Origin of the sequence: Streptomyces sp. NPDC058279, assembly GCF_042881255.1 — a bacterium.
GTDB lineage: Bacteria > Actinomycetota > Actinomycetes > Streptomycetales > Streptomycetaceae > Streptomyces.
Map to the genome: position 1 here is coordinate 377555 of NZ_JBHVYA010000005.1, position 21110 is coordinate 398664.

A 21110-nucleotide genomic window follows, 5' to 3' on the forward strand; every position below is an offset into this window, starting at 1 on the left:
GGTTCAGCCGCGCCGCAGCAGGTAGGTGTCCATGATCCAGCCCTTGCGGGCGCGCGCCTCGGTCCGCAGCTCCTCGATCCGGCCCGCGACCTCCGCCAGCTTCCCCGAGACCAGGATCTCGTCCGGCGTGCCGACGTAGGCGCCCCAGTGGATGAAGAGGTCCTGGTCCAGGTGGGCGGTGAAGGCGTGCCGCGCGTCCAGCATCACCACCACGTCGTCCACGTCCTGCGGCCAGCCCTCGGCCAGCCGCCGGCCGGTGGTGATCTGGACCGGCCGCCCCACCCGGTTCAGGGTGGTGCGGTGCCGGGCCAGCAGCGAGGAGATGCTGCTGATGCCCGGCACCACCTCGTGCTCGAAGGCCACCCGGCCCCGCTCCAGCACCTCGTCCAGGATCGCGAGCGTGGAGTCGTACAAAGACGGGTCGCCCCAGACCAGGAACGCGCCCGTCTCGCCGTCCGCGAGGTCCTCGGCGATGAACCGCTCGAAGATCTCGGCCCGCGCGCTGCGCCAGCCGTCCACCGTCGGGGCGTAGTCGGCCGGGGTCCGGTCGCGGTCCGGGTCACGGCCCTCCACCAGCCGGTGGTCGGGGCGGGCGTGCGCGTCGAGCATCGCCCGCCGCAGCCCCGTGAGGTCCGCCTTCTCCTCGCCCTTCTCCAGGATGAGGAATGCGTCCGTGGCACCGATCGCCTTGACCGCCTGGAGGGTCAGGTGGTCCGGGTCGCCCGCGCCTATGCCGATCACTGAGAACTTCTTCACCCGGCTATTCTGCCCGTCATGCGTGCCGCCCTGTTCGTCACCTGCGTCAACGACGCGCTGTACCCGCGTACCGGCGTCGCCGTCGTACGCCTGCTGGAGCGGCTCGGCGTGGCCGTGGACTTCCCGGCGGCGCAGAGCTGCTGCGGTCAGCCCCAGTACAACACCGGCTACCGGTACGAGGCCGAACCGCTGCTGCGCCGTACCGCCGAAGCCTTCGCCGGCCACTCGTACGTGGTCGCGCCGTCCGGCTCCTGCGTCGCCATGATCCGCGAGCACTACCCGCGGATCGGCGCCAAGGCGGCGGCCGAGGGGCGCGGCAGCGAGCTCGCGGACCTCGCGGCCGACCTCGTACCGCGCGTGTACGAGCTGACCGAGTTCCTCGTCGACGTGCTCGGAGTGACCGATGTCGGCGCCCACTTCCCGCACACCGTCACCTACCACCCCTCCTGCCACGGCCTGCGCGCCCTCGCACTCGGCGACCGCCCCCGCCGGCTGCTGGCCGCCGTCAAGGGCCTGAAGCTCATCGAACTGCCCGGCGCCGAGGAGTGCTGTGGATTCGGCGGCACCTTCGCCGTCAAGAACCCCGACGTATCGGCCGCGATGGGCGCCGACAAGATCCGCGCCGCCCGGGCCACGGGCGCCGAGGTGCTCTGCGGCGCCGACAACTCCTGCCTCGCCCACCTCGACGGGACGCTGCGCCGCGCCGGCGCCCCGCTGCGGACCCTGCACCTCGCCGAGATCCTCGCCGCGACGGAGGAGCCCATGACGGAGGAGCCCATGACGGAGGAGACCGCGACGGACGGCACCGCGACACAGGAGGCGAGCCCACGATGACGGCCACCCACCTCGGCATGCCCGCCTTCCCCGCGGCCGCGGGGCAGGCCGTACGGGACGACGTGCTGCGCGCCAACCTCCGCCGCGCCACGCACACCATCCGCGACAAACGGGCCCGCGCGGTCACCGAACTCGCCGACTGGGACCGGCTGCGCGCGGCGGGCAAGGCCGTCAAGGACCACACCCTGCGCCGGCTCGACCACTACCTGCTGCGGCTGGAGGAGGCGGTGACCGCCGCCGGCGGCACCGTGCACTGGGCGGCGGACGCGGCCGAGGCCAACCGGATCGTGACCGCGCTGGTGCTGGCCACCGGCGAACGGGAAGTCGTCAAGGTCAAGTCCATGGCCACTCAGGAGATCGGCCTGAACGAGGCCCTGGAGGCGGCCGGGATCGCCGCCTACGAGACCGACCTGGCCGAACTCATCGTGCAGCTCGGCCACGACCGGCCCTCGCACATCCTCGTCCCGGCCATCCACCGCAACCGCGCCGAGATCCGCGACGTCTTCCGCGCCGAGATGGGCCGGTGGGGACGGCCGGCTCCCGAGGGCCTCGGCGACGACCCGCGCGAACTCGCCGAAGCGGCCCGGCTGCACCTGCGCGAGAAGTTCCTGCGCGCCAAAGTCGCCGTCTCGGGCGCCAACTTCATGGTCGCCGAGACGGGCACGATGGTCGTCTTCGAGTCCGAGGGCAACGGCCGGATGTGCCTGACCCTGCCGGAAACCCTCATCTCCGTCGTCGGCATCGAGAAGGTCGTGCCGACCTTCCGGGACCTGGAGATCTTCCTCCAGACGCTGCCGCGCTCCTCCACCGCCGAGCGGATGAACCCGTACACCACGATGTGGACCGGGCTGGGCCCGTCGAACGGGGCCGAGGACGGGCCCGCCGCCTTCCACCTCGTCCTCCTCGACAACGGCCGCACCGACACCCTCGCCGACGAGGTGGGCCGGCAGGCGCTGCGCTGCATCCGCTGCTCCGCCTGCCTGAACGTCTGCCCCGTCTACGAACGCGCCGGCGGGCACGCCTACGGCTCCGTCTACCCCGGCCCCATCGGCGCGATCCTCAGCCCCCAACTGCGCGGCACCGGGAGCGGGATCGACGCCTCACTGCCCTACGCCTCCACCCTGTGCGGCGCCTGCTACGAGGTCTGCCCGGTCGCCATCGACATCCCGGAGGTCCTCCTCCACCTGCGCGAACGCGTCGCCCAAGGCGGCCCGGCGACCCGCGAGGGCATCCGCGTACGCATCCGCCCCGCGCGCGGCCACACCGCCGAACGGGCCGCGATGCGCGCCGCCCGGCTGTTGCTGGAACGCCCGGGCGCGCTGCGCGCGGGCGAGCGGCTGCTGTCCCGGGCACGCCGGCTGCGACCACGCCGGCTGCCCGGCCCCGGCCGCGCGTGGACCGACAGCCGCGAGCTGCCCGTGCCCCCGGCGGAGCCCTTCCGCGACTGGTGGGCCCGCGAGCGGGGAGGACGCGCGTGAGCGGCAAGGACCGCGTACTGGGCCGGATCCGGCGGGCGCTGGGGGAGCCGGGCCCCGAGGCCCCGATCCCGCGCGACTACCTCCGCGTCCACGGCTCCCGTACGCCCGCCGAATCCGCGGACCTGCTCGCCGCCCATCTCGCCGAGTACCGCGCGAAGGTCCACCGCACCGGCCCGGACGGCCTCGCCCCGCTCCTGGCCCGGCTGCTCGCCGCCCGGGGCGCGCGGACCGTACTCGTACCGCCCGGCCTGCCCGCGGCCTGGCTCGCCGCGGCGCGCGCGACCCGGGTCCCGGACCGGGCCGACTCCACCCCGTACGAACTCGACGCCGTGGACAGCGTGGTCACGGGCTGCGCGCTGGCCGTCGCGGAGACCGGCACGATCGTCCTGGACGGCGGCCCCGACCAGGGGCGGCGCCGGATCACCCTGATCCCGGACCACCACATCTGCGTGGTCCGCGTGCCCGGGCAGCTGGTGGACTCCGTTCCGCAGGCGCTCGAACGCCTCGATCCCACCCGCCCGCTGACCTGGATCTCCGGGCCCTCCGCCACCAGCGACATCGAGCTCGACCGGGTGGAGGGCGTCCACGGCCCCCGGACCCTGGAAGTGGTGCTGCTCGACGCACCCGCACAATGAGGGTCATGTCCGCATACATCGCCCTCACCGCGCTCCTGGTCCACGACTACGACGAGGCCGTCGACTTCTACACCCGCGCCCTCGGCTTCACCCTCGTCGAGGACACCGCCCGGCCCGACGGCTCGCGGTGGGTCGTGGTCCGGCCGCCCGGGGCCACCGAGTCCGCGCTGCTGCTCGCCCGCGCCAAGGACGACGCGCAGCGCTCGCGGGTCGGCGACCAGACGGGCGGCCGGGTCGGCTTCTTCCTCCACACCGACGACTTCGCCGGCGACCACGCCCGGATGACCACCGAGGGCGTCCGGTTCCTGGAAGAGCCGCGCCACGAGACGTACGGCAGCGTCGCCGTCTTCGAGGACCTCTACGGCAACCGCTGGGACCTACTCCAGCCGGCGCCCGCGTCCGCCGCCTAGTCCGGGGGCCTCCCGGGCGGCGTCCACCACCGTCCCGGCCTCGACCCGGTCGGCCAGCTCCCGGGCCCACCGGACCAGCCCGGCGACATCGATCCCGTGGGCCGGCTCCACCCCGGCCAGACCCTCGGCGCCGCGCCGCAGCAGCCGGGCCCCGCCCACCGTGTTCCCCCGCGCGGCGTGCGTCAGCCCGACCGCCAGTTGCGCGAGCCCCCGCCACAGCGGGGCCTCGACCGCCGGCCCCGACTTCCAGGCGTCCTCGAACACCTCGTGCGCGTGGAAGGGCATCCCGTCGTCAAGGAGCCGCTGGGCCTCCGCCACCGTCCCGGCCGGCGTCCGGACCACCCCCTCGGGCTGCCGTCCGACGCCCGGCGCCCCGTACGGCAACGGCCGCCCCAGTCCGTCACGCGGCCGCGCGCTGCGCGCCCGCCCCTCGTCATCGCGATCCCGTGCCTTCATCCGTCCATCGTGCCGCCCGTGGATCACCCGTGCACAGACACCCCCCGGTGTGCGGTAATGTTCTGCATGTGCCCGCCGCGAAGGGGAAACCCCTGGTGGGAGGCACAGTGCCCAGGCACAACGGGACGTGGCGCAGCTTGGTAGCGCACTTGACTGGGGGTCAAGGGGTCGCAGGTTCAAATCCTGTCGTCCCGACTCGAAAGAGTCGCAGCTCAGGGGCCGTTTCAGAGCAATCTGAAACGGCCCCTGAGCGTTGTGCGGTCCGGATGGCGCGGCGGTCGGGTCGTGTGCGACTGCCGCCGACACGGCCGAGGGCCCGCGACAGGCGGGGGACCGGCGCGTAGGGTCCGGTGATCAGGGCGGACCGGCACGCGCCGGGTCGAGACGCCCAGGTCGGCCTGCCGAGGTCCCGGCCCGGAGCCGCGCACGCGTATCCCGGCGGGATGCGGGCAGGCGCACCCACAGCTGGACGGAAGGTGATGCCGGATGGTGCCGGGAGCGGGCAATGAGCGGTTCACGGTCGATGCGCGGGCCGTGGACGGAACCGTCGTCCTCGCCCTCGCCGGGGAGCTGGATCATGACACGGCCCAGCCCCTGCGGGACGCCTTGGACGCGGCGGTCACCCCGGGTGGCCGGTTGGTGGTCGACGTGTCCGGGCTGGGGTTCTGCGACTCCACCGGGCTCAACGTGCTGCTGCACGGCAGGATCACGGTCCAGGAGGCCGGCGGCACGCTGGAGTTGGCCGGTCTGAGCGGACCGGTGGCACGGATGTTCCGCATCACCGGGGCGGACGGGGTGTTCCCGGTGTACGCGGACGTGGCGGAAGCGTTGGAGCGGCAGCCCCGCTGACCGCGGCGGACGGCGCGTGGGGCCCGTAGGGTCGAGGCGATACGAGGAGACGAGCCATGCAGCAGCGAGGGTCCCCCGGCCGGACGCGGCTGCTGCTGTTGGAGGGTGCGGCCGACCCGGTGACCCGCAGTCGTGACTTCGCCCGCCGGGCCCTCGCGTCCTGGAAATGGCTGCCCGAGGCCGCCGAGGACGTCCTGTTGCTGGTATCCGAGGTGGTGTCCAACGCCTGTATGCACGGCGGAGGGCCCGGCACGCTGCTCCTGCACTTGACGCCCGAGCGGCTGCGGATCGAGGTGACCGACGGCAACCCCGCGCCGCCGGTGCGCGCCCGGGCCCCCGAGCCGGGGCAGCCGGGCGGACACGGGCTGCTCATCGTCGACCGGTTGTCCCGCAGTTGGGGGTCGCGCCCCGGCAACGGCGGGAAGTGCGTCTGGCTGGAGGTCGGTCCGGGGTAGCGGGTCAGTCCCGGGAGCCGGGCCCGTCGTCCAGGGCCTTGACGGCCGTGATGATCTCGTCGGTCGCGCTCACCTTGCCGATGCGCGGGAAGATCTTGCCGAAGCTGTGCGCGTGCGAGTCGGCGTCCAGGTCGGTGGTGGCGTCCTCGGCGAAGACCAGCTCGTAGCTGTGCTCCCAGGCCGTGCGCGCGGTGGACTCGACGCCGATGCTGGTCGAGATGCCGCCCAGTACGATCCGGCGGACGCCGCGGCGGCGCAGCTGGAGGTCGAGTTCCGTGCCGGTGAAGGCGCCCCAGTGCCGTTTGGTGACCACCACGTCCGCGAGCGCCGCGAGCCGCTCCGGGAGCTCGGAGAAGGCGGCGGGCGGAGCGGAGGCCGGGCCGGGCCGGTCGACGTTGACGCTGGGCAGGTCGCCGCCGTCGGGGGACCAGGCGACCTTGACCAGCACCACGGGCAGCCGGTGGGCGCGGAACGCCTCGGCGAGGGCGATGCCGTTCTCCAGGACGCGCGCCGAGGGCGTGGCGGTGGGGAGGGCCAGGATGCCCTGCTGGAGGTCGATGAGGACCAGCGCGGTCGCGCGGTCCAGGGTGAGGGCGGGCGCGGGGGACGTCATGGGGGCTCCTCGAGTCGGTGGACGTTCAGTTCTCGGCCAGGCGTCGCAGCAGGGGGACGGCCTCGGCCAGCAGGCTCTGCTCCGCCGGGCTGAGCCGTTCGGCGATCAGTTCGGCGATCCGCCCGTGCCCCGCCTCGCGCCGCTGCCGTACGAGGGCCCGGCCCTGGTCGGTCAGGGCGATCAGCTGTTGCCGCCCGTCGGTGGGGTGCGGGCTGCGGGCGACGTGGCCCTCCGCCTGGAGGGAGTTCACGGTGGCGATGACCGATTGCGGCCGGATGCGCTCGGCCCGCGCCAGCTCGGACGCCGTGGTCGGCCCCAGCCGGTCCAGCCGCTTGAGCACGGACATCTGCGACAGGCTGACCCCGCCTCCCGCCGCGGCGCGCACCTGCCGGACCAGCATGCCGACGGCCAGTTGCAGCTCCTCGGCGGTGTCGCGCGGCCGGGCGTCCGCGGGCGGGGCGGCGGCGGGCCCGGTGTCGGCCGGCCGGGGATCGGTCATGCCCTCAGGTTAGTGATCTTCAGGCAAACTTGCAAGGTTGCCTTATCGGTTGTCCCGCTCCGGTCCGCGCGGGGGTCAGGGGCGCTCGTACCTGAGCTGTACGACACCGTTGCCGAAGGTCCGCGTCCCCTCCAGGCGCAGCGGCGTCGGCGCGTAGCCGGGTGGGAAGAGCGGTGTGCCGCCGCCGATGCGCACCGGATGCACGTAGATCCGGTAGGCGTCCACGAGGTCGTGGCGCAGGAACGCGGCTGCGAGATCGGCGCCGCCCACGCTCAGGTCACCGCCCGGCGCGGACTTGAGGGCCTCCACCTCCGCCGGGACCACGTCGCGCACGATCGTGGAGTTCCAGTCGGCCCGGTGCAGGGTGCGCGAGTACACGTACTTCGGCATGTCCCGCCAGATCCCGGCGAACTCGGCCACCGGGCCGCTCGCGGCGGGGTCGGCGTCGGCGGTCGGCCAGAAGCCGGCCATCAGCTCGTAGGTGACGCGGCCGGTCAGGAAGCCGCCCAGCCGCCGGATCTCGTCGTTGAAGTGCCGGTGCAGTTCGTCGTCGACGAGGTGCCAGTCGATCTGCCGCTCGGGCCCCTCGATGAAGCCGTCCAGGGACATGGACATCATCAGGATGATCTTTCGCATGCCCCCGCACGCTACATACTGGCCGGTGTGAAGACCGACGACACCACGAAACCCGACGACGCCACTGACGCCACCGTGCTGTTCACCGTCGAGGGCCACACCGGGGTGATCACCCTCAACCGCCCCCGGGCCCTCAACGCCCTCACCCACCCCATGGTGCTGCGGATCACCGAGGCGCTGACGGCCTGGGAGCAGGACCCGGCCGTCACCCAGGTCCTCCTCCGCGGCGCCGGGGAACGCGGGCTGTGCGCGGGCGGCGACATCCGCGCCATCCACGACGACGCGAAGGCCGGCGGGAACGCCTCGATCGACTTCTGGCGCGACGAGTACCGCCTCAACGCCCGGATCGCCGGCTACCCCAAGCCGTACGTGGCCCTGATGGACGGCATCGTGATGGGCGGCGGCGTCGGCCTCTCGGCGCACGGCGGGGTCCGTATCGTCACCGAACGCTCCCGCGTCGCCATGCCGGAGACCGGCATCGGCTTCGTCCCCGACGTGGGCGGTACGCACCTGCTCGCGCGGGCCCCCGGCCTGCTCGGCACCCACCTCGCCCTGACCGGTGCGGCCGTCGGGGCCGCCGACGCGCTGCTGTGCGGGCTCGCCGACCACTTCGTCCCCGCCGGCCTGCTGCCCGAACTGACCGCCGACCTCGCGGACGCCCCCGTGGCGCGGGTACTGTCGCGCCACGCCGGGAACCCGCCACCGCCCGGTGAACTCGCCGCCCACCGCGGGTGGATCGACCACTGCTACGCCGCCGACACGGTGGAGGAGATCGTGGAACGGCTGCTGGCGGTGGGCGAACCGGCCGCCAAGGAGACCGCCGAGACGATCCTGACCAAGTCCCCGACCTCCCTCAAGGTCACCCTGGAAGCGGTCCGTCGAGCGCGCGAATCGGGCACTCTGGAAGCGGCCTTGGCGCGGGAGTTCCGAGTCTCCTCGCACGTGCTGCGCTCGCCGGACCTGATCGAGGGCATCCGGGCCCAGGTCGTCGACAAGGACCGTACGCCGCGTTGGCGGCCCGCGACCCTGCCCGAGGTCGACCGGGCGGCCGTGGAGCGCTGTTTCACCCCGCTCGGCGAGGGCCGGGAGCTGACCTTCGCCGCCACCGGTGGCGCCCGGGCTTGAACAACCCGCCCTTGTGCCCGCACTGTTGGCCGAGCACACCCCCTCGGTCAGGAGATCCGGCTTGTCAGCCCAGAACGCGCACGTCAACGCGGCGCATGTCAACGCGGCGCACGTCAACGCAGCGCACGCCACCGCGGAGCCGCACGTCATAGACCCGGCGGGCGGCTGCCCGCACGCCCTGAACGCCCGGCTCCGGGCCCGGGGGGCCGTGGCGGACGTCGTGCTGCCCGGCGGGGTGCCCGGGGCCGTCGTCCTGGGCCACGACGCCCTCAAGGAGTTCCTCGGCCACCGCGACGTCGCCAAGGACGCCCGGCACTTCCCGGCCCTGCACGACGGCACGATCCCCCCGGACTGGCCGCTGCGCGTCTTCGCCGACGCCCAGGGCATGCACACCGCCGACGGCGGCGACCACCGCCGGCTGCGCTCCCTCGTCGGCAACGCGTTCACCGCCCGACAGGTGGAGCGGCTGCGGCCGCGCGTCGAGGCCCTGACCGAGGGACTCCTCGACGACCTCGACCGGGCCGCGGCCGCCTCCCCCGACGGGATCGCCGACCTGCGCACCCACGTGGCCCTGCCCCTGCCGATGGGCGTCATCTGCGAGCTGCTCGGCGTGGACCCCGAGCACCGCGACCGGCTGCACCGGCTCACCCACACCGTGATCATCTCGACGGACACCACCCCCGCCGAGGTCATGGCCGCGGTCCGGGAACTCGTCGAACTGATCGCCACCATCGCCGCCGCCCGCCGGGCCGACCCCGGCGAGGACCTCACCAGCGCGCTGATCGCCGCCCGTGACGGCGACGGCGACCGGCTCAGCGAAGCCGAACTCATCGGGACCATGCGGCTGATGCTGGTCGCGGGTCACGAGACCACCCTCAACCTGATCAGCAACGCAGTCCGCGCCCTGTGCACGCACCGCGACCAGCTCGCCCTGGTCATGGAGTCGAAGGCGAGCTGGTCGGACGTCGTCGACGAGACGCTGCGCTGGGACGGCCCGGTCAGCTGGTTCCCGTTCCGCTACCCCAGCCGCGACGTCACGGTCGGCGGGACCGTCATCCCGCGGGGCACCCCCGTCCTCGCCGGCTATACGGCCGCCGGCCGCGACGAGGCGGTCCACGGACCGGACGCCGACCGCTTCGACCTCACCCGCCCCACCGCGGGACGCCACCTCTCCTTCGGGCACGGCGCGCACTACTGCGTCGGGGCGCCGCTCGCCCGTCTGGAGGCCGGCATCGCCCTGGAGCGCCTCTTCACGCGCTTCCCGGACCTCGACCTCGCCGTGCCCGAGTCCGACCTGCCGCGCCAACGGAGCTTCATCGGCAACAGCGTGGACGCGCTGCCCGTACGGCCCGGTCACAGCACTAGAGACCCCGCGGGCGCCCGCCGCCTCATCTCGTCGGAGCGGCCGGGGCCGGGACCTCGGAGCTCAGCCAGCCCAGCGCGTCGGGGTACATCCCCGTCCACGTCTGGAAGTTGTGACCGCCGGCCGGGCGGACCAGCGTCTTGACCCGGACGCCGGTCCCCGCGGCGGTCTTGGCGAAGGCGTCCAACTGCCGCGGCGGGCTGTCCTTGTCCTGGGCGGAGGTGGCGAGGAACAGCGCGACGTCCGCCTTCCTCGCGTGCGTGACCAGCCACATCGGACTGTTGCGCTCCCGCAGGGCCCGGTCCGCCAGCACACCCGGATCACCCGTCAGCGCGTCCGGGTCCAACGCCGCCCCGGCGCCGAACACCTTCGGGTACTGGAGCGGCAGCTTCGCCGCGCAGAACGCCCCCGTCGAAATCCCCATCAGCGCCCACCCCTTGGGCTGCGGCAGCGTACGGAAGTGCCGCGCGACCAGCGCCGGCACGTCGTCCGCCAGCCAGGTCGCCACCTTGTGCCCCGCCACGTCACTGCAGTCGGTGTTCACCCCGCCCGGATAGATCTCCGGGATCACCAGGATGAAGGGGTGGGCCGCGCCCAGCCGGACCAAGTCCTCCAGCGCGCCCGGCATGTCGCCCAGCTCCATCCAGGACCGGGGCGAGCCCGGATACCCGTGCAGCAGCGTCAAGACCGGGAAGCGGGTCTTCGCCGCGCCGGCGGCGCTGTACTCCGGGGGAGTCCAGACGATCACCTGTCCGGCCAGTTTGGAGTGCGAGCCACGGAAATAGGTGCTGCGGGTGCCGTCCTCGCCGAGCGTGAAGGTCGCCCGCCCCACCGGGGGGCCCGTCATCGCGGACCCGTTGCCGCTCGGGTTGCCCAGCAGGTCGTCCCAGGAGGAGTAGAGCCCGTAGCTCCCGTTGATCCACGTCGCCACCACACAGATGGCGGTCAACTGGCACAACCCGATCATCAGCACCCGGGCGATCCAGCGCAGCCAGCCGGGTCCCGGCAGCCGGTTCCAGAGCAGCAGCGCCGCGAGCATGGCGAGCGCGGTGACCACGACCAGGGTCACCAGGAACGCCGTACCGGTCAGCTCCACCGCCTCAATGTACGGCGCGCCCCGCCCCAGTGGGGGGCGGACCGCTACGTGTCGCCCGCCCGTACCCGCACCGTCACCGCGTGCCACCCCGTCGCCCCGTCCGGGACCGTCCCCTGCCGTTCGCCCGTCTGTACGGCGCCCGCGCCGTCCGTGGCCCGGACCTCCAGGGTGTGCCGGCCCGGCGTGGCCTGCCACGGCCACGACCACTGGCGCCAGGTGTCGTCGCCGTCCGCGTCCGCCAACCGGGTCTCCTGCCACGGGCCGCCGTCGACCCGTACCTCGACCCGGGAGACGCCCCGGTGCAGCGCCCAGGCCACCCCGGCGACCATCACCCGGCCCGCCGCCGGTTCCGCGAGCGGGCGCGGCGTGTCGATCCGCGACTGCGTCTTGACGGGCGCCTGCTGGGCCCAGGACCGGCGCACCCAGTACGCGTCGTACGCGGCGAAGGTCGTCAGCCGCAGCTCGCTCAGCCACTTGCACGCCGATACGTATCCGTACAGGCCCGGCACCACCATCCGTACCGGGAAGCCGTGCGCGAAGGGCAGCGGCTCGCCGTTCATCCCGACCGCGAGCAGCGCCTCCCGGCCGTCCATCACGGCCTCGACCGGCGTGCCGATCGTCATCCCGTCCACCGACCGCGCCACCAACTGGTCGGCCGGGCCGCCCCGCGACGGCGGCCGCACCCCCGCCTCCCGCAGCAGGTCGGCCAGCCGGACGCCGAGCCAGCGGGCGTTGCCCGCGTACGGACCGCCCACCTCGTTCGAGACACAGGTGAGGGTGATGTCGTGCTCGACGAGGGGGCGCGCGAGCAGCTCCGGCAGGTCGAGGGTCAGCGGCTTCGTGACTCCGTCCCCGTGAATCCGCAGCCGCCAGTCGGCGGCGTCCACCCGCGGCACGACCAGCGCGGTGTCCACCCGGTAGAAGTCCCGGGCGGGCGTGAGGAACGGCGACACCCCCGGCACCCGCGCCTGCGCTCCGGCCGGCACCGGCGGGGCCGGCACCGCGGGCGGCGGCAGCACCAGGTCCGTCCGGGAGGCCGTCGCGCCCGCCGACCCGTACGCGCCCAGGCGCCGCCCGGCGTACCAGGCGCCCGCCGAGACGGCCGCGGTGGCCAGCACCAGCCGGCCGAAGCCGCGCCGGTCCAGCGACCCCGTGCCGCCTGCCGGGGCGCCCTGCGGACGCGCCCGGCGCAAGGCCCTGACCAGGAAGAACAGCACCCAGGCGGCCACCAGGCCACCCACCAGCGAGGGCAGCGCGTCCTTCCAGGTCGCCTCGGGGCGACTGAGCGCGGCCACGGCGCCGACCAGGCCGAAACACGCGGCCACCGCGATCCCGGCGCGCGGCCGGCGTACGGCGAGCACCCCGGCCGCCACGGCTACCAGCCCCAGCACCACGACGATGCCGAGGGTCAGGACCGGCTTGTCGGCCGTTCCCAGGTCCCGGACCGCCCACTCCTTGACGGCCGGCGGGGTACGGTCCACCACCGCCCCGCCGACCGCGGTCACCGGGGACGCCTCGGGCCGTACCGCCGCGGTCGCCAGCTGCGCCGCGGCCAGCCCGGCGAAGGCGGCGAGCACCCCGCAGAGCGCACCCCACGCCGCCCCGGCCCGGGGACGCCCGGAAGCCGCCCGCACACCGCTCATCAGGGGTCACCGTCCGCCCGGGCTCGCACCGTCCCCCCTCCGACTGTACGAGCCCCGGCCCGCCGGCGTACCGGGGCGCGGGGCGCATGGGGGCGGCCGGCGTACCGGGGCGGGGGGTGACGTGGTCACGCCCGGGGGCGACCGGCCCGCTCGGCGGCCCGCCGCGCCATGGTCTCCAGACAGTTCGCGGAGTCGGCGGCGGTCCGGCACGCGGCCGGTGCGGCCCGCTTGCGCAGCTCCACCACCCCGTCGGTGATCACGTCGCGCGGATCGGGAGCGGGATCGGAGCGCCGGACCGCCCCCCGCGCCCGGTCGCCGGGCTGGCCCGACGCGTCGACGGCCGGGTCGCCGGCGCCGGCCGTGAGCAGCGCCAGCAGCTCCAGCGTCGCGGAGGGCCGCTCCGGTTCGGTCTCGGACATGCCCCATGCACTCCTGACGGCGTAGGAAGGGGCGGCCGGCGGGACTTTCCCGACGGCCGCCCCGGTCGGGTCCGGGTCAGTGAACCGACGACCCGGGCCCTACGTCGCCGCGCGGTGCGCCCTCTCCCTCGCACGAGTGCCGAATTTCCCACGGGAGGGTGACGGTTGCCGCTGCGCCCCGACATCCACCGCCGGGGCCGGTGTGGTTCAGGAGCGGGCCTTGGGCAGGGCCGCCGCCACCGCGGCGGCCAGCGCGTGCGGGTCCCCGCTCGGGCCGGCCGGGTGGCGGGTGGTGCGCCGGGCCCACGCCTCCTCGAAGGCGTGCCAGTCGATCTCCTTGGGGGCGGCGCGCTTGACCAGAGCCTCCTCCAGCGAGGCGAAGTACCGGTCCCAGCGGGCGGCGTACAACTCCGACACCAGCCCGCTCCATTCGCGGTTCGCGTAGTCGTGCAGGAAGCCGCCCTCACTGGTGCTCCGGTGCCCCCACACGCTCAGGATCGAACGCGCGTCGTACTCGTACCGGTCCTGCTCGGCCCGGTCCGCGCCGTGCGAGCGGGCGGCGGACAGCCAGCGGCCCAGCAGGAAGTTGGGGTCGGAGCCTGTCACGGCGTCCAACTTGCCCTCTTCGTCGCGCCATTGGGCCGTCAGCCGGCGCAGCCCGGTCAGGTCCTTGGCCTCGTAGGCGACCTTGATCTTGGGCAGCAGCACCCGGGAGTGGTTGGCGAGGGCCTGGCGGGCGGTGTCCACCAGGTCGAAGCGGTAGGCGCTGGACGACCTGAGCGCCGGGGGCACCGCCAGCAGCTGGTCGAGCGCGCGGCGTACCGAATCCGTTGGGTAGCGCATGGACTTGGGGCTCCAGTGCGCGGCGCCCGTCGCCGTCAGGCTCGGCCGGGCGGTGAAGAGGCTGTCCTGCGACTCCGACCACAGCCCCGAGGAGGTGCTGTACGGACCCTTGCGCAACTCCTCCCACGCCGCCGCCGCGTGGGCGTCGGGGCGCCCGTAGCGGCGGGCCGCGAAGTCGGCGAACCACCGGCGTTGGTCGACCGGCCCGGGCTCCCAGGCCAGGTCGGTGAAGAGGTCGAAGGCGGCCGGGTTGGTACCGGTGGCCTCGGGTAGGTACGCGGTGCCCTGGAGCGCGCTGTCCGGCTTGTCGCGCCAGGCGCCGAACCGGTCGATCCACACCGAGGTGTTGGCGCCGATCGTGGTGTGGCCGCCGAAGTTGTAGATGGTGCCCATCGCGTACGGGGTGCCGCCCCAACGGGCCTCGCGGTCCAGTCGGTTGTACCGGTCGGACAGGCCGTCCAGGATCAGCAGCTTCGAGGTGTCCACCCCGGCCAGCAGTTCCTTCGTCGGGTCGTCCTGCCAGCCGAGCACCGCCCACAGGGCGCCCGGGTGGGCCGCCCACAGCGCGCGCTGGATGGCTCCCGCGGCGGCCCGGACGTCCACCGAGCCCGTCCGCCCGCCCTCGTGCAGGGGGCTCATCCGGTACATGGCGCTGTCGCCGAAGACCTCCCGCTGCTCGGCGTAGTACGCGGTTGCCAGCTCCCCGAACACCGGGGAGGCGGGGTCGAGCCAGTCCGGCCGGTCGAAGCCGGCCCAGTCGCCCTGTGGCACGGTGGAGGCGCCCTGGTGACGCGCGGCGAAGCCCGGCGGGACGGTGCCGAAGTAGCCGGGCAGGACCGGTGTCATGCCGAGGCCGCGCAACTGGTCGGCGATCCGCGCGCCCACGTCGGCGCGCTCGCGCATCAGCCGCTCCGTGACCGGGCCGCCGAAGCCGCTGAGGTTCTGCAACAGCCACCAGCTCTGGTGGCCGGGGGCGGGGATCCACTTGCGCAGCTCGTCGGGGGAGTAGCCGAACCGCTGGAGCGCCCGGTAGTAGGGGTACTCGGCGCCGGTCTGTACGAACACCTCGTTGACGCCGTGCAGCGCGAGCAGGTCGATCTGCCGCCGGTGTTCCTCGAAGGTGCGGTACGGGCCCGAGTAGCCGTCGTCGGTGTCGTTGAGCGCGTACCGGTGCGGGACCCGTGCGGTACGCGTGACCGGGGCGGGTACCGCCGGCAGGGTGGCGGGCAGCATGCCGATGCTGTCGCCGGGCCAGCCGATGTCGACGCCGGCGACGTGCTGGAGGTACCAGCCGACGCCGGTGAGCAGGGACGCCCCGGTGGAAGCACGGACGGTGATCGCGCCACGCGTGCCCGAGACGGTGAAGGCGTCGTTCCCGGCGGAGGTGTCGGGGACCAGGGTGAACTGGCCCGCGTGTCGGGGCAGCAGCCGCCGCAGGGCGTCCCGCGCCGGGCCGGTGTCGAAGGTGCGGGGGCGGGGTGCGGGGCGCGGCTGCCCGGGTCCGCCGGCCCGTCCCGCGGGGGAGTCGGCCGGTGCGGGCGAGGCCGCGGCGGGGGTGGCGGCGCCGGGGGCGGTGGCCGCGAGGGTCAGGGCCAGCAGCGCGGTGGGAAGCGTCGCGAGCGCGACGGATCGGCGCGTGCGGGGGCGCGGAACGCGTGGCATCGGGTGTGCGTCGTCCTCTGTGTCGGGTCCGGTGAGGGGGCCTGTGACGGGGCCTGTGACGGGGGCGGGGTCCGCGAGGAGGCTCGGAAGCCGCGGGGGCGGCGTCAGACCGGCAGGGCCCAGGTCTGGTCGACCCGGTGGTCACCGCACGCGGTGAGGCGGAGCCGCTCGGCGGGGGCGTCCGGGGCGGTCGTCGTGGTGGGGGCGGTCAGGCACATCCCGCTCGCGGTCTCCGTCAGCGTCCCGGCGCGGTCGTGTTCCCAGCGCTGTCCCGGCCGGCCGGGCGCGCACCGGGCCAGTTCCACCAGGCCCGCGTCGTCCGCCGACAGGCAGGCGCCGGCCAGTTTCAGCGTCGCTCCGTCGCCCAGGCTCCACCGTTGGTCGGGGGCGCCGGTGCAGGCCGCCAGTACGACGGCGCCGGGCCCGCTGGTGTTGGCCCCGTCGGCGCACTTGGCGCCCGCGCCGGCGATCTGCCCGGTCGGCACCGCCCCCGCGCAGTCGCGCGGGGTGAGCCGCCAGACGCCGGTGTCGTGCGCTCCCACCCTTCCGGTCAACGCGCTCCCGATCCGCTGCCCTTGACCGCTCCACAGGTTCTTGGCGTCGGCGGTGCACCCGGGCAGCCCGACCTCGCCGAGCGGCACGTTGATGTCACGGGCGGCACCCGAGCGGTTGAGGACGGCCACCGCCCGGTCACCGTCGACGAGCGGGCGCACCAGGATGTCGAAGGTGGCGTTGGAGGACACCACGGCGCCCTGCCGGCCCATCGGGTCCTGGTCGAGCGCGATCAGATCGGTGTTGCCGAGGGCGGCGAGTCCGCCCGGGGTCAGCTCGGCGACCTGCGAGGAGAGGATGAAGGGGGCCGCCATCATGGCCCACAGGCCGACCTGGCTGCGGCTCTCCGCGTCGCTCAGTCCGGGGGCGCCCGCGATGAGGAAGTCCGGGTCGTTCCAGTTGCCGGGACCCGCGTACCGGCCGAGCCAGCGGTTGTAGCCGTAGTTGCCGAGGACCGCGCTCCAGCGGGAGGCCTTCGGTGCCTTCGGGTCGTAGACCTTGATGTCCTTGCCCTCGCGCCACAATTGGCCGGTCTCGCCGACCCAGTGGAGCACCTTGTGCCAGTCGGATCCGCCCCATTCGCCCTGCTGGAAGTAGGCGGGTGCGGACGCGGACAGCACCATGTCGCGTCCGCTGGCGCGCAGGGCCCGGGCGACGGCGTGGTAGGCGTCGCGGTAGGCCCGTTCCTTGGTGGCGCCGGGCGGCACGTACAGGTTGCAGCCGTCCATCTTGACGTAGTCCACGTGCCAGGACGCGAACAGCCGGGCGTCGAGGGCGTAGTGGTCGGGGCCGCCGCCCGCGGGGGCGCCGCTGCCGGGGTAGCGCTCGCAGGTGAGGGAGCCGGCGTCCTGGTAGATGCCGAACTTCAACCCCTTGGCGTGCAGGTGGTCCCCGAGCCAGGCCATGCCGTGCGGGAACTTCCGCGTGTCGGTGACCAGGTCGCCGTGCGCGTCGCGGGACTTCGTCATCCAGCAGTCGTCGACGGTCACGGTGTCGTAGCCCTTGGCGGCGAGGCCGGTGGACACGAGCGCGTCGGCGTTCGCGAGGACCTTGGCCTCGTCGATGTCGCACATGTAGTGCGCCCAGTTGTTCCAGCCCATCGGCGGGGTCAGCGCGAGCGGGGTGTCGGAGGTGGCGGTGGGCTCGCCCGCCGCCGGGGCGGCGCCGAGGACGAGCGCCAGCAGGGCGGCCGCGGTCAGACAGGGGAGCGACGCGCGAGGGCGAGGCGGCACGGGATCTCCTTGAGTGGGGGAGGTACCGACGGGCTGTCGAGCGCTCAGTGCAGCGGTGCGACTACGCGCTGTCAACGGCCTTCGGGGCTTTCACCCCGATGACCAGCAATTTGGCCGCAGTCGCGTCACACGAACGAGGCGGCCGGAAGGGCGCGACAGCTGTATGTGACGCTGTCTGTTACGGTGTATCTATGCCGCGCAGATCAGTAGCCCTCGACCGTGCCACCCCCGGGGCGATCGCCGAGGCCGCCCTGGCGATCCTGGACGAGCAGGGCCCCGGCGCCCTGAGCTTCCGCGCCCTCGCCGACTGGCTCGACGTCTCGCACGCCACCGTCCAGCGGCGCTGCGTCGACCTCGCGGGGTTGCTGGACCTGTGCACCGAGCACCTGGCCGCCCGGCTGCCGGAGATCCCCGCCGGGACCGACTGGGCCGAGGCCACCGAGTCGCGCTTCACGGCCCTCTACCGGCTGCTCGTCGCCCACCCCGGGCTGCTGGTGCTGCGCGGCGGCCAGCCGTGGCTCGGCCGTCAGCTGCTGGCCCGGCTCGTCGAGCCGGCCCTCGCCGACAGCGTCGCCGCGGGCATGACCGCCGCCGAGGCGATGACCGCGTACCGCCGCATGTACCTGCTCACCCTCGGCAGCGCCGCCTTCGTGGACCACCGTGATCCGGCGGGGGCCACCGCGGCGTCCCGGGCCGCGCTGGCCGCCCTGGACCCGGGCGAGTTCCCGGTGCTCTCCGCCGGCATCGCCGACGTGCTGCCCGCCCTGACCGACCACGAGGTGTACTACGGCGCCCTGCGCCAACTCATCGAGGCGTCCCGTCCCGCCGCCTCCCGTCCCGCCGCCTCCTGAGCCGGCCGCCTCCCGAGCCCGCCACCCGCCACCCCTGAACCGCCGCCTCCCGAAGGGCCGACCCCATGGAACAGCAGCTCGACTACGCCGCCGTACGCGCCGCCGCCGGCCGGATAGCGGGGGTGACCCGGCCCGTCGCCGTGGTGCCCGCCGCCGACGGCGTCTGGTACGCACTGGAACACCTCCAGCACACCGGCTCCTTCAAAGCGCGCGGCGCCCACAACTTCCTCGCCGCGCACCACGCCGCCGGCACCCTCCCGGCCGCCGGTGTCACCATCGCCTCCGGCGGCAACGCCGGTCTGGCCTGCGCCTGGGCGGCGCGCGCCCAGTCCGTGCCCGCCACCGTGTTCCTGCCGGTCAACGCGCCCCGGGTGAAGGTGGACCGGCTGCGCGGCTACGGGGCCGACGTACGCCTGGTCGGCGACCGGTACGCCGAAGCCCTCGCCGCGTGTCGGGAGTTCGCGGCCGACAGCGGCGCCCTGAGCAGCCACGCCTATGACCATCCGCTGATCGCGGCGGGCGCCGGAACCCTGCTCGACGAGATCCGGATCGCCCTGCCCGCGCTGGACACGGTCGTCGTGGCGGTCGGCGGAGGCGGGCTCTTCGCGGGCGTGGCGACCGCCGCGCGCGAGCACGGCGTGCGGGTCGTCGCCGCCGAACCGGAGCACTGCCGGGCGCTCAACGCGGCGCTGGAGGCGGGCCGGCCGGTCGACGTGCCGGTGGACTCGGTGGCGGCCGACTCGCTCGGGGCGACGCGGGTCTCCGCCGACGCGCTGGCCGCGGCCCGGCAGGAAGGCGTCGACTCGGTGCTCGTACCGGACGCGGAGATCACCGCGGCCCGCCGCGGCCTCTGGGAGGACCACCGGATCGTGGTCGAGCCGGGTGCCGCGACGGCCCTGGCGGCGCTCCGCCGGATTCCGCGGGCGCCGGGGGCACGGGTCGCCGTCATTCTCTGCGGCGCCAACACGGACCCGATCGACCTTTCGCCGAGCCTCCGCTAAAGCGCATTAGCGCGCGGCCCAGGAACCCGGCGGGAAAACGGCCACAAAGAGCCAACTCCGCCGGGGAAAGGCCGCGCGTCGCGCAATGGGCCCGGGCCCGGACGAGCGCCGGCCGGGCCCCATGAGGCCAGGTGGTCGCGGTGTTGACGAAAGGGCGTCGTTCTGCCTGGAGTTCGATGGGGAAACGCCGTCACCACAGGGGCCCGGCCAATGCGTCGCGGGCCGCGTTGACGGGCCCCCGAATCCGGGTGAGCGTGGTCAGCGCTCTCCGGCAGCGTTGCCGGAAATCCCCCCTGGAGGCCGCCACGATGCCCCGTTCCCCCCTGACCCGTACGGTCCTCGCCGCGCTCGCGGCGGGCGCCTTCTTGTCGTCCGCCGCGTGCGGGGTCGGTGCCGGCCCGGCAGACGTGGGGGAAGCGGCGAGGACCGGCAAGGTGGCGGGGGAGATCACCTTCCGCACCCTTCAACTGAAGCCGGTTTTCACGACGTACGTCCAGTCGGTCATCGACTCCTTCCGACGGACATACCCCGACGTGAAGGTGAAGTGGGAGGACGTGCCGGGCGAGGGGTACAACGAGAAACTCGTGGCCGACGCCCAGGCGGGCGCGCTCCCCGATGTCGTCAACCTCTCCACCGACTCCTTCCAACTCCTCGGTGACCGCGGCATGCTGGCCGATGTCACCCGGCTCGACCCGGGGGTGGCCCGGGAGTACGTCCCCGGGGCCTGGGAGCAGTTCAAACTGCCCGGCAACGGCGACAGCGTGTACGCCTACCCCTGGTACGTGACCCCGGAGATCCTCACGTACAACACCGACCTCTTCCGGCAGGCCGGACTGGACCCGGACAAACCACCCGTCGACGTCGAGGAGTTCTTCGCCTACGCCGAGCGGATCGCGGCAGCGTCCGGCGGGCGGTACTCCGCCTTCATGGCCGACCCCAAGGGACGGCTCCCCGGGGACTGGCAGAAGATGGGCATCCCGATCCTGACCCCGGCGAAGGACGGGTTCGTCTTCGACACGCCCAAGGCCGTCGAGTGGGTCGAGCGGATGAAGTCCCTCTACGCCAAGGGCGCCATGCCCAAGGAGTCCCTCCTCAAGGCCGACGACATCAACCAGCTCTACGGAGCGGGCAAACTCGTCTTCGGCCCCGGCTCACCGGGCTTCGTCAAGGACATCAAGCAGAACGCCCCCCAGGTCTACGCCACCACCCGGGTCGCGGACGCCGTCACCGGACGGCTCGGCCACATCGGTGTCTACGCCCAGTCGCTCGGCATCCGCAAGGACACGCCCCACCCGGACGCGGCGGCGGAATTCGCCAAGTGGGTCACCAACGGCCCCAACCAGGTCGCGTTCGCCAAGAAGGCCACCATCTATCCGTCCAACGCCAAGGGCCTGACGGACCCCTACTTCTCCGACCGGGGCGATGGCACGGACGCCGAGACGCTGGCCCGGGCGGTGGGCGCCGAGGAGTTGAAGACCGCCGACCTCGACGCCAACACCCCCGTGCAGTGGACCAACCAGGTCGGCGACGCCGTCGTCCGCGAGGTGCAGAAGGCCATCAAGGGCGAGCAGGACGCCGGGACGGCGGTGCGCAAGGCGCGGGAGGAGGCGAACAGGCTGCTCGCCCAAGCGGCCAGGCCGTGAGGTCCGGCCGTTCGGCCGCGACCGCCCGGGCCGAAGCCCCTACCCCCGTAGCCGGATCG

21 protein-coding genes and 1 tRNA gene are annotated in these 21110 nt (G+C 74.0%); 12 read left to right on the plus strand and 10 right to left on the minus strand.

Annotated features, from left to right (window positions below):
• Positions 1-3 precede the first annotated feature (3 nt).
• On the minus strand, positions 4-756 hold the full coding sequence (cobF, locus tag ACFVXJ_RS13630; RefSeq protein ID WP_389661876.1) for a precorrin-6A synthase (deacetylating): 753 nt from the start codon (positions 754-756) through the stop codon (positions 4-6).
• A gap of 18 nt (positions 757-774) precedes the next feature.
• On the opposite strand from cobF, the gene ACFVXJ_RS13635 reads away from it, so the two are divergent.
• From ACFVXJ_RS13635 to ACFVXJ_RS13650, 4 genes are read left to right on the plus strand one after another with little or no spacing between them, the layout of a single operon-like run.
• Positions 775-1590: a (Fe-S)-binding protein gene (locus ACFVXJ_RS13635; RefSeq protein WP_389661877.1), complete on the plus strand. Its 816-nt coding sequence runs from the start codon at positions 775-777 to the stop codon at positions 1588-1590.
• Positions 1587-3068: a lactate utilization protein B gene (locus ACFVXJ_RS13640; RefSeq protein ID WP_389661878.1), complete on the plus strand. Its 1482-nt coding sequence runs from the start codon at positions 1587-1589 to the stop codon at positions 3066-3068. Before ACFVXJ_RS13635 ends, ACFVXJ_RS13640 begins: the two co-directional genes overlap by 4 nt.
• Positions 3065-3703 (plus strand): lactate utilization protein C, encoded by a 639-nt coding sequence (locus tag ACFVXJ_RS13645; protein WP_389661879.1) that lies wholly within the window; start codon positions 3065-3067, stop codon positions 3701-3703. The genes ACFVXJ_RS13640 and ACFVXJ_RS13645 overlap by 4 nt, the downstream gene beginning before the upstream one ends.
• A gap of 5 nt (positions 3704-3708) precedes the next feature.
• Entirely contained in the window at positions 3709-4113 is a 405-nt protein-coding gene (locus ACFVXJ_RS13650) for a VOC family protein (RefSeq protein ID WP_389661880.1), read from the plus strand.
• Here the strand turns inward: ACFVXJ_RS13650 and ACFVXJ_RS13655 are convergent.
• Positions 4081-4569 carry a DUF309 domain-containing protein gene (locus ACFVXJ_RS13655; protein ID WP_389661881.1) on the minus strand — a complete coding sequence of 163 codons (489 nt, stop codon included), beginning with the start codon at positions 4567-4569 and terminating at the stop codon, positions 4081-4083. The two genes, ACFVXJ_RS13650 and ACFVXJ_RS13655, sit on opposite strands and share 33 nt — an antisense overlap.
• A gap of 121 nt (positions 4570-4690) precedes the next feature.
• Between ACFVXJ_RS13655 and ACFVXJ_RS13660 the strand changes: the two genes are divergently transcribed.
• The 3 genes from ACFVXJ_RS13660 to ACFVXJ_RS13670 all read left to right on the plus strand — a co-directional run bounded on the left by ACFVXJ_RS13660 (position 4691) and on the right by ACFVXJ_RS13670 (position 5873).
• Positions 4691-4764, plus strand: a tRNA-Pro gene (locus tag ACFVXJ_RS13660).
• 291 nt (positions 4765-5055) lie between these two features.
• Complete coding sequence (locus tag ACFVXJ_RS13665; protein ID WP_389661882.1) at positions 5056-5418, plus strand: STAS domain-containing protein; 363 nt, start codon at positions 5056-5058, stop codon at positions 5416-5418.
• A gap of 56 nt (positions 5419-5474) precedes the next feature.
• On the plus strand, positions 5475-5873 hold the full coding sequence (locus ACFVXJ_RS13670) for an ATP-binding protein (RefSeq protein ID WP_389661883.1): 399 nt from the start codon (positions 5475-5477) through the stop codon (positions 5871-5873).
• A gap of 4 nt (positions 5874-5877) precedes the next feature.
• Here the strand turns inward: ACFVXJ_RS13670 and ACFVXJ_RS13675 are convergent, their stop codons facing one another.
• From ACFVXJ_RS13675 to ACFVXJ_RS13685, 3 genes are all read right to left on the minus strand, one after another.
• On the minus strand, positions 5878-6486 hold the full coding sequence (locus ACFVXJ_RS13675; RefSeq protein ID WP_389661884.1) for a hydrolase: 609 nt from the start codon (positions 6484-6486) through the stop codon (positions 5878-5880).
• Positions 6487-6511: 25 nt separating this feature from the next.
• On the minus strand, positions 6512-6985 hold the full coding sequence (locus ACFVXJ_RS13680) for a MarR family winged helix-turn-helix transcriptional regulator (RefSeq protein ID WP_389661885.1): 474 nt from the start codon (positions 6983-6985) through the stop codon (positions 6512-6514).
• Between the two features lie 75 nt (positions 6986-7060).
• A complete protein-coding gene (locus tag ACFVXJ_RS13685) occupies positions 7061-7621 on the minus strand; it encodes a dihydrofolate reductase family protein (protein ID WP_389661886.1) in 561 nt (186 codons plus the stop codon).
• Between the two features lie 27 nt (positions 7622-7648).
• Between ACFVXJ_RS13685 and ACFVXJ_RS13690 the strand changes: the two genes are divergently transcribed.
• Both ACFVXJ_RS13690 and ACFVXJ_RS13695 read left to right on the plus strand, forming a co-directional pair.
• Complete coding sequence (locus tag ACFVXJ_RS13690; RefSeq protein ID WP_389661887.1) at positions 7649-8746, plus strand: enoyl-CoA hydratase/isomerase family protein; 1098 nt, start codon at positions 7649-7651, stop codon at positions 8744-8746.
• 148 nt (positions 8747-8894) lie between these two features.
• Complete coding sequence (locus tag ACFVXJ_RS13695) at positions 8895-10253, plus strand: cytochrome P450 (RefSeq protein WP_389661914.1); 1359 nt, start codon at positions 8895-8897, stop codon at positions 10251-10253.
• On the opposite strand, the gene ACFVXJ_RS13700 is transcribed toward ACFVXJ_RS13695, so the two are convergent.
• The 5 genes from ACFVXJ_RS13700 to ACFVXJ_RS13720 all read right to left on the minus strand — a co-directional run bounded on the left by ACFVXJ_RS13700 (position 10135) and on the right by ACFVXJ_RS13720 (position 17556).
• Positions 10135-11205, minus strand: coding sequence for an alpha/beta hydrolase (locus ACFVXJ_RS13700; protein ID WP_389661888.1), 1071 nt, complete (start codon positions 11203-11205; stop codon positions 10135-10137). The genes ACFVXJ_RS13695 and ACFVXJ_RS13700 overlap by 119 nt on opposite strands.
• A gap of 44 nt (positions 11206-11249) precedes the next feature.
• Positions 11250-12848, minus strand: a complete 1599-nt coding sequence (locus ACFVXJ_RS13705; RefSeq protein WP_389661889.1) for a molybdopterin-dependent oxidoreductase — start codon at positions 12846-12848, stop codon at positions 11250-11252.
• 125 nt (positions 12849-12973) lie between these two features.
• Positions 12974-13267: a hypothetical protein gene (locus tag ACFVXJ_RS13710; RefSeq protein WP_389661890.1), complete on the minus strand. Its 294-nt coding sequence runs from the start codon at positions 13265-13267 to the stop codon at positions 12974-12976.
• 207 nt (positions 13268-13474) lie between these two features.
• On the minus strand, positions 13475-15772 hold the full coding sequence (locus ACFVXJ_RS13715) for an alpha-N-acetylglucosaminidase (protein WP_389661891.1): 2298 nt from the start codon (positions 15770-15772) through the stop codon (positions 13475-13477).
• Between the two features lie 104 nt (positions 15773-15876).
• Positions 15877-17556 (minus strand): ricin-type beta-trefoil lectin domain protein, encoded by a 1680-nt coding sequence (locus tag ACFVXJ_RS13720; RefSeq protein ID WP_389661892.1) that lies wholly within the window; start codon positions 17554-17556, stop codon positions 15877-15879.
• A gap of 191 nt (positions 17557-17747) precedes the next feature.
• Between ACFVXJ_RS13720 and ACFVXJ_RS13725 the strand changes: the two genes are divergently transcribed.
• The 3 genes from ACFVXJ_RS13725 to ACFVXJ_RS13735 all read left to right on the plus strand — a co-directional run bounded on the left by ACFVXJ_RS13725 (position 17748) and on the right by ACFVXJ_RS13735 (position 21051).
• Complete coding sequence (locus tag ACFVXJ_RS13725; RefSeq protein ID WP_389661893.1) at positions 17748-18407, plus strand: TetR/AcrR family transcriptional regulator C-terminal domain-containing protein; 660 nt, start codon at positions 17748-17750, stop codon at positions 18405-18407.
• Between the two features lie 65 nt (positions 18408-18472).
• Positions 18473-19408, plus strand: coding sequence for a serine/threonine dehydratase (locus ACFVXJ_RS13730; protein WP_389661894.1), 936 nt, complete (start codon positions 18473-18475; stop codon positions 19406-19408).
• Between the two features lie 308 nt (positions 19409-19716).
• The gene (locus ACFVXJ_RS13735) at positions 19717-21051 is read left to right on the plus strand and encodes an ABC transporter substrate-binding protein (RefSeq protein ID WP_389661895.1); all 1335 of its coding nucleotides are present in this window, start codon (positions 19717-19719) and stop codon (positions 21049-21051) included.
• Positions 21052-21110 lie beyond the last annotated feature (59 nt).